Consider the following 7,266-nt stretch of genomic DNA (forward strand, 5'->3'; position numbering starts at 1 on the left):
ACATTTATCTCCATTTACGCTCTCATCCCACGATTAAAACCGTGGGCTTTCACGCTTGATAGTTCTGTAAAAAATGTCCTTCAAGCCAGTTTATGTTTTCTTCTGCTAAGGATTGGGAATGAGCGACTTGCGGCCATAAAAGTATGAATACATATGCTATTCCTACTCCTGCAGAAAAAGAAATAAATTGCCGTAGAACAGCTTTAGGTAGAGAAATATATTTCGAGAAAAAATGAATCAAAACAAAACCACTCACAAGAAATAATGAAATATCCATAAATAAAAGCTGCTAAAAGCAGCTGTTCAGTCCCTTCTATTTAATACTGTATATCGAGTATACAATATGATTTGTCTTTTGCCACTTTTTTGGATTATATAAGGGAAAATAGAAGAGAATTATCGCATATGTAGTGTATACTTAACGTAACTATTAAAGGAGGCGGGCACATGCAAGGCAGAAAATTGAGACGTTCCAGAACGGATCGCATGTTGGCGGGAGTATGTGGAGGATTGGCAGAATTTTTAGACATCTCACCTATTTTAGTCAGAATACTCTTTTTATTTATTCCTTCTAATTTACTAGTTTACATTCTATGTGCGATTATTATTCCAGAAAAATAAGAAAATCCCTCTTGCTTTTTAGATTCAAAAAGCAAGAGGGATTTTTGTTTACTAGCTGTTAACCGAATATATCGCCATCTGGTTTAGCAAAAGAAGATAAGGTGTTCATTTCCTCAGATGTTAACTCAAAATCGAATACAGAGATATTATCTTTTTGTCTTCCCGGATTGGTCGAACGTGGGATAGGCATGAAGCCTTGCTGAACGTGCCAGCGCAAAATTACTTGACCAATGGATTTAGAATACTTCTCTGCCATTTCTTTGATAGAGTCATTCTCTAACAAATCATCTGCCATCCTTGCACCCAGAGGACTCCAGGATTGGGTCAGAATAGAATGCTTTTTGTTCGCATCAATTAAATCCTGCTGAATATAATAAGGGTGTGTTTGAATCTGATTCAAGCTTGGAACCACACCTGTTTCATCTATTAGCCTTTGGAGTTGATCAGGATGGAAATTAGAGACGCCAATAGAACGAACCAGACCGAATTTTTGAGCATCAATAAGAGCTTGCCACGCTTCTACATATCTATCCTGACTTGGATCAGGCCAATGAATTAAATATAAGTCATAGTAATCTAAGTTGGCTCGATACAAAGACTCTTGAATAGCGAGTATGGCTAAATCATAAGCATGATACTTTTCTGGAAGTTTCGATGAAATCAGAACCTCTTCCCTAGGCAGTCCACTTTCCTTCAAAGCCTTTCCAACCGTTGCTTCATTTTCATAAGCATAAGCCGTGTCTAAGAAACGATAGCCATTATTTAAAGCTTGTCTAATAGAGAGAACTCCCTCTGCCCCTCTTTGTTTATCTGTGCCGAAACCGACTGCCGGAACAACCAATCCATCGTTTAATGTATAATGTGGAATTCTGTCACTCATGTTATAACCCTCTTTCATAGTAGTAATCATAGTTTACCCCAAAAGGAAAGCGCAAACAATGAGAAGACCCGCATTTGTTATTTATAAAATAAGCATCATAGCGACTGTCATTAAGATCAGAGAAACGATTATACTTACAGAAGACAAAAAGCTGGATAAAGACCGCTCATTTCCGTAGATGATCATATTAATTATAGCTACCGTACCAATGGGTGCTAAAGCGACAAGGACCAATGACAGTCTGACCAAGTGAGGCAGTGGTAAAAGGAAATAAAAGATAACTGCTACAAGAATGCCTAAAGTATAGCGCGTAAATAATAAGCGTCTCACTAGTCGAAGAGAAATGGCATCCATTCGAATTTCCAAATAAAGTCCGACCATAAACATGGCTAGAAAAGCATTTCCACTAGCAAATAATTCAAAAACAGAAAGCACAGGTTCGGGCAGAACAATCCCTACTAGTGCTAAGAGAAACATGATGACATAAGTCGTAAAAGACGGCGACCGAAATAGCCGCAGCACACGTTTCAGATAATTATCATTGGAGCGGTCTTGCTGTGTCATCTTATCGACAATCATTGGGGACCCGCCAAAAAGCATCAAGGCATTTCCCATATCAAAACTCCCGATATAAGGAATAGCTGCTGGAAAGAAACCTTGAACAAAGGGGATAGTAAAATTTCCGATATTATAACTGGCCTGGCTATACATCATAAGGGCTTTTAAGGGTGCCTCTTTCTTCCTCCAAAGCAATCCACCAAAAGTAATTAATATAATATTGGAAAGCAAGCCTAGAGAAATCATAATAAATAATAAAGGTTCAACAGTGACACCATTAAATCCAATGACTATGGTCGCGGGTAAAGTCAGATTCAAAATGATTTTCTGTAAAACCACGCCATCTGTCGAACGCAAAATGTTGGCCCGTTTAAAGGCATAAGCTACAAAAATAACCAGTAGAAACTGCAAGGATTGAAGCAGGACATTAATCAAGAAAATACCACCTTTCACTTAGTATGTTTAGTATATCATCAATGAACTATGATTAAAGTTAAATGCTAAAATAATCTGAAGTCACTTTACTTATTAATCGCTTACAAATGTGGTATACTATAGGTGTAAAAAAATAGAAGGGAGGCTATCATCATGTTATTCACAGATGTGATTGATCAAACCCTGAAAGATAAGAAGCCGACTCAGCTCCTGATTGTCATGACAGGCATTAAGAAAGAAGTGATTGAAGAAGGCGTGGGCAAACACGGTTATGAAGCGATTCTATTAAACCCCTCTCTCCTTAATATTACAGAAGAAGAAAAAGAAAGACTAGTGACAGCTAGAGATTTAGGAGATTTGGACTTGCCGTTTATGTAGGAGATTAAAAAAACAGGAAGCTGTTCTTTACCACAGAATAGCTTTCTGTTTGTTTATCAGAAAAGCAAATTAGGCGACTAAATAGAAGAGAACGACTATAATAAAAGCAAATAAAAGACTATTTGGGAAAGGAGTGATCATCATGAGATTTATACTCATAAACCTTTTTGCTTGGCTCATATTCTATAGTGTTTTTTCAATAGGCTGTCAAAAACTTCCGAACTTTTATTTTTCAGTTAAATCCCCATTAGACGGTATTTTTAAGGAGCGAAACTTTGAAAATAAAGGAAAATTCTGGAGACAAGAGTTTTATGTTCACCGATGGAAAGGGTATTTACCAGAAGGCTCCAATCTGTTCAATATAAATAGTCAGACGGAAAAACCGGAGAAAGGCTTAGATTTAATTAAGTTCCAAATTATGGAATCCAAACGATCAGAACTCCTGCACTGGTCTCTCATCATTATCTCTCCTTATTTCTTTATTTGGAATCCGGTATGGATAGGATGGGCAATGATTATTTTTTCTGTGGTAACGAATGGCTCTTTTATCATTATCCAGCGCTTTGACCGTATTCGCTTATGCTCGATCCAAAACCGTATGGAGAATATGATAAAAAAGGGTGCAGTCTTCCGATAAATATGCTACTATTAAAAAGTAAGTAAGATAACAAAAAGGAGACTCCCCATGTCAGAATTATATAAAATAGATAAAAATACAGAGTTAGGCTCTGTCACATTAAATGTACAGCAATTAGATCAGATGATTGCTTATTATTCAAGGGTTATTGGTCTGGATGTGTTAAATCAATCGGATCAAAAAGCTGATTTAGGAACGAAAGATAATGAAAAAGTTTTACTCACTCTCATTAAAGAAGAAGCGAAAGGAACCCCTACTAGAAAAACCGGGTTATTCCATACCGCATTCTTACTCCCGTCTCGAAAAGACCTAGGGAACGTTTTATATTCTTATTTAAGCCGAGAAATACCGATTGGCGGAGCTTCTGACCACGGGTACAGTGAAGCCTTGTATTTACAAGACCCGGAAGGAAACGGCATTGAAATATATGCAGATAAGCCAAAAGAGGTCTGGGATGTTCGCCCCGATGGAACCATCGCTGGTATTACCATTCAAATGGATGCCAATGGTGTTATTGAGAGTCGTGATGAAGGACAGAAGATAGATAAATTCCCAGCTGGAACTATTATTGGTCATGTTCATTTATCTGTATCGAGCCTAGATGCAACCCATGAATTTTATGTTGATGTATTAGGGTTAGATTTAAAATACAATTACGGGGAACAAGCAAAGTTTTTAGCTGCCGGAGACTACCACCATCATATTGGAGCGAATACCTGGGCAGGGGAAAACTTGCCTAAGAGAGAAGAAATAGATTTAGGTTTACGTTCATACTCCTTTGTTTTACCCAATGAAAAAGCTCTTAATAAAGTAAAAGAAAACTTTGAGAAGTTGGATATGCAGTATACTGAAGAAGTTTCAGGAGCGATAAGCGTCTACGATCCAAATGGCGTGAAAGTATTTCTTGAAGTAGCTTCAAATTAAATAATGTGAAAAAGAAGGAGAGTCCTTGCACACTTTTACAAAGGATTTCTCTTTCTTTTTTGTCTTATTTATGACTAATGAGAGTAACTATCATTCCCATCTCACTCTCCACTGTACCTCATAAACTCATTATGTGATAAAGTTAACATAAGAAGAGGGGGAGGCATATGATACATTATTTATTAAAAGATAAACAAGGGCAATTTTTATTGATAGGTACACTATTGACACTATTGGGATTTGGATTAACAGGTGTCCCGATAGCTAGTCGGATAGCTTTCTATCTTGCTATTTTTTTCCTAGGCTTTTATGCGGCTCAACAGGCTGTCACTGAGACGCTAAAAGAGAGATCGCCTAATGTTGATTTACTCATGATATTAGCTGCGCTGGGGGCAGTCATCATTCAGTTTGAATCGGAAGGAGCCGTCCTACTCCTGATATTTGCCGGAGCTGAGGTATTGGAAGATTACGCTACGGATAAATCCACTCAATCCATTTCTGAACTCATGGCCCAAGTGCCTGACACAGCTATGCTATTAAAAGCAGATGGGGAAGTCCTAGAAGTTCCAACCCACTCACTCAAACCATCCGATAGAATTGTTGTGTCTAAAGGGTCACATATTCCTATAGACGGTCTAGTCGACAGGACTACCACAGTAAATGAAGCGTCACTGACAGGAGAATCTATCCCTGTATTGAAGAATCCAAATGATGAAGTATTTGCAGGAACCATCAATGAAGGCCATGCCTTTTATTTAGAAGTTACAAGAACAAGTGATGAAACAATCTTTTCAGCTATTATCCGTATGGTAGAAGAGGCCCAAAACAGACCTTCTCAACTATCACGCTTTATAGACCGAATAGAATCCAAATACGTGATAGGGGTATTAGTGACTGTACCATTATTTATAGCCATCTTATATCTGTTACCTGGCTTTACTTTTCAGGAGGCTTTTTATAGAGGCATGGTCTTATTAACAGTTGCCAGCCCATGTGCCTTAGTAGCTTCGGCGACTCCAGCTACTTTAAGTGCCATCAGTAATCGGGCTAATCATGGCGTCTTGTTTAAAGGCGGAGCAGCAATGGAAGCGCTTAGTACAATGACGGAATTGTTTACAGATAAAACGGGGACTTTAACCTATGGTGAATTTTCAGTAGTGGAATATGACTTGCCAGAAGACTATTTAAAAGAAGTGGTCTACATGGAACAACAGTCCAGTCATCCGATTGCTGAGGCCATCGTTTCTCAATTTCAGCATATTCCATTGGATAAAGTTGATCAGTCCGAGCCAGTGGAAGAAATAACAGGATCGGGACTTATAAAAGGAGAATTAAGAATAGGCAAGCCGTCTGATTTTATAGAGTATGCCAATATTCGGGAATACACAAATAAGTCTAAAGAAGGCTATACAATGGTTATAGTCGGAGAAAAGAATGCAATAGTCGGATACTTTTTACTGGCTGACCAGGTCCGAAGAGAAGCCGTTCAAGCCGTTTCTGATTTTCAAAAGGAGGGAATTAAAGTCACCCTCCTGACTGGAGACAATGAAGAAGTAGCCAAAAAAGTTTCAGATGAAGTAGCCATTCAGTCCTATGCGTCAAGCTGTTTGCCAGAGGACAAAATCAACTGGATTCAAAACAGTCAAAAAGAAGGAGAAGTCGTTGGGATGATAGGGGATGGCGTGAATGATGCTCCTGCTTTAGCTCATGCCGATATTGGTATCGCCATGGGGAGTGGATCATCTGTCGCAATGGAGACGTCAGAGGTTGTCATGGTGAAAAATGACTTAAATAAATTGTATGATAGCTATAAAGTGAGTCAGAAACTGAATCAAGTGATACGACAAAATGTTATATTTTCAGTTTCGGTTATTGTCGTGCTTATTATACTCAATATAGTAGGAGTATTAGATCTGCCTCTAGGGGTTGTCTTTCATGAAGGCTCAACTATTTTAGTTATTTTAAATGGATTGAGACTATTAAGACAAAAACCTGGCAGCCCAGAAAAGACGAGTGCCCAGCCTATTCACGAAAAAGGATAAGGTGTTCAATTGTTCAAAGATTTTAAAAAGGCGTATGATGAAGACAAGACAAATTATGGAGGGTAAACATGAGTATTTATGATATTGAAGTGACACACATTAATGGTAACAAACAACAGCTGAGTGATTATAGAGATCGCTACATGGTCATTGTCAACACAGCGAGTCAGTGCGGCTTAGTCGGACAGTTAGAAGATTTAGAAGAGCTCTATCAGACATTTAAAGAAGAAGGAGTCGTCGTATTAGGCTTTCCTTCCAATCAGTTTATGAACCAAGAACCTTTAGGTAATGAAGAAATACAAACATTTTGCGAAACCACCTATAATGTTTCTTTTCCTTTGTTTGAAAAAATAGATGTAAATGGGGACTCAGCGCATCCCCTATATCAATACCTTGTTAAAGAAACTAAAAACAAGAAAATTAAGTGGAATTTTACGAAGTTTCTTGTAGCGCCAGAAGAAGCAAGCATCACTCGGTTTGCTCCAACTACTAGTCCCAAAAAAGTAAAAAAAGAGATAGAGTTACTTATTAAAAGTAATTAAAGTGATTAAGTGAGCAACCACTGTCGCTGTGAAAAGAATGAAAAATAACTAACAAAGTGATTAAAATCACAATTGAATTTTAGAGGAAAAGGCCTAATTTAGGCCTTTTTTAATTCAAAAATTAAGTTACCTATTTCTCAAAAAAGTGATTGACATACTTTGTGAATGTGTTATTATAAATCTCATCTTTAACACCCAAAACCCCGATAAATCCCTACACTAAGGGATTTACCGGGGTTTAAAAATGCT

The 7,266-nt window shown here is 37.8% G+C and carries 9 protein-coding genes; 6 read left to right on the forward strand and 3 right to left on the reverse strand.

Translation table 11 applies throughout. The features are described 5' to 3' along the window. Positions 1-49 precede the first annotated feature (49 nt). Positions 50-277: a hypothetical protein gene (locus tag ABDZ53_RS05595; RefSeq protein ID WP_343754608.1), complete on the reverse strand. Its 228-nt coding sequence runs from the start codon at positions 275-277 to the stop codon at positions 50-52. 170 nt (positions 278-447) lie between these two features. Between ABDZ53_RS05595 and ABDZ53_RS05600 the strand changes: the two genes are divergently transcribed. Next, positions 448-621, forward strand: a complete 174-nt coding sequence (locus ABDZ53_RS05600) for a PspC domain-containing protein (RefSeq protein WP_343754609.1) — start codon at positions 448-450, stop codon at positions 619-621. Between the two features lie 58 nt (positions 622-679). Here ABDZ53_RS05600 and ABDZ53_RS05605 read toward each other — a convergent pair whose 3' ends face one another. Together ABDZ53_RS05605 and ABDZ53_RS05610 are read right to left on the reverse strand one after the other, a co-directional pair. Continuing rightward, positions 680-1,501: an aldo/keto reductase gene (locus ABDZ53_RS05605; protein ID WP_343754610.1), complete on the reverse strand. Its 822-nt coding sequence runs from the start codon at positions 1,499-1,501 to the stop codon at positions 680-682. A gap of 81 nt (positions 1,502-1,582) precedes the next feature. Beyond that, positions 1,583-2,494 (reverse strand): AEC family transporter, encoded by a 912-nt coding sequence (locus ABDZ53_RS05610; RefSeq protein ID WP_343754611.1) that lies wholly within the window; start codon positions 2,492-2,494, stop codon positions 1,583-1,585. 153 nt (positions 2,495-2,647) lie between these two features. On the opposite strand from ABDZ53_RS05610, the gene ABDZ53_RS05615 reads away from it, so the two are divergent. The 5 genes from ABDZ53_RS05615 to ABDZ53_RS05635 all read left to right on the forward strand — a co-directional run bounded on the left by ABDZ53_RS05615 (position 2,648) and on the right by ABDZ53_RS05635 (position 7,017). After that, positions 2,648-2,872 carry a hypothetical protein gene (locus ABDZ53_RS05615; RefSeq protein ID WP_343754612.1) on the forward strand — a complete coding sequence of 75 codons (225 nt, stop codon included), beginning with the start codon at positions 2,648-2,650 and terminating at the stop codon, positions 2,870-2,872. A 142-nt stretch (positions 2,873-3,014) separates the two neighbouring features. Further along, a complete protein-coding gene (locus ABDZ53_RS05620) occupies positions 3,015-3,509 on the forward strand; it encodes a glycosyl-4,4'-diaponeurosporenoate acyltransferase CrtO family protein (RefSeq protein ID WP_343754613.1) in 495 nt (164 codons plus the stop codon). 48 nt (positions 3,510-3,557) lie between these two features. Next, entirely contained in the window at positions 3,558-4,433 is an 876-nt protein-coding gene (locus tag ABDZ53_RS05625) for a VOC family protein (protein ID WP_343754615.1), read from the forward strand. Positions 4,434-4,600: 167 nt separating this feature from the next. Further along, entirely contained in the window at positions 4,601-6,475 is a 1,875-nt protein-coding gene (locus tag ABDZ53_RS05630; protein WP_343754616.1) for a heavy metal translocating P-type ATPase, read from the forward strand. A gap of 68 nt (positions 6,476-6,543) precedes the next feature. Next, positions 6,544-7,017 (forward strand): glutathione peroxidase, encoded by a 474-nt coding sequence (locus ABDZ53_RS05635; protein WP_343754617.1) that lies wholly within the window; start codon positions 6,544-6,546, stop codon positions 7,015-7,017. Positions 7,018-7,266 lie beyond the last annotated feature (249 nt).

This window comes from Alkalibacterium iburiense (genome assembly GCF_039521845.1).
Taxonomy (GTDB): Bacteria; Bacillota; Bacilli; order Lactobacillales; family Carnobacteriaceae_A; genus Alkalibacterium; species Alkalibacterium iburiense.

Coding starts and splice junctions, on each gene's coding strand:
- ABDZ53_RS05620 (WP_343754613.1), top strand. CDS start 3,015: ATGAGATTTATACTCATAAACCTTTTTGCTTGGCTCATATTCTATAGT.
- ABDZ53_RS05635 (WP_343754617.1), top strand. CDS start 6,544: ATGAGTATTTATGATATTGAAGTGACACACATTAATGGTAACAAACAA.
- ABDZ53_RS05605 (WP_343754610.1), bottom strand. CDS start 1,501: ATGAGTGACAGAATTCCACATTATACATTAAACGATGGATTGGTTGTT.
- ABDZ53_RS05615 (WP_343754612.1), top strand. CDS start 2,648: ATGTTATTCACAGATGTGATTGATCAAACCCTGAAAGATAAGAAGCCG.
- ABDZ53_RS05595 (WP_343754608.1), bottom strand. CDS start 277: ATGGATATTTCATTATTTCTTGTGAGTGGTTTTGTTTTGATTCATTTT.
- ABDZ53_RS05630 (WP_343754616.1), top strand. CDS start 4,601: ATGATACATTATTTATTAAAAGATAAACAAGGGCAATTTTTATTGATA.
- ABDZ53_RS05600 (WP_343754609.1), top strand. CDS start 448: ATGCAAGGCAGAAAATTGAGACGTTCCAGAACGGATCGCATGTTGGCG.
- ABDZ53_RS05625 (WP_343754615.1), top strand. CDS start 3,558: ATGTCAGAATTATATAAAATAGATAAAAATACAGAGTTAGGCTCTGTC.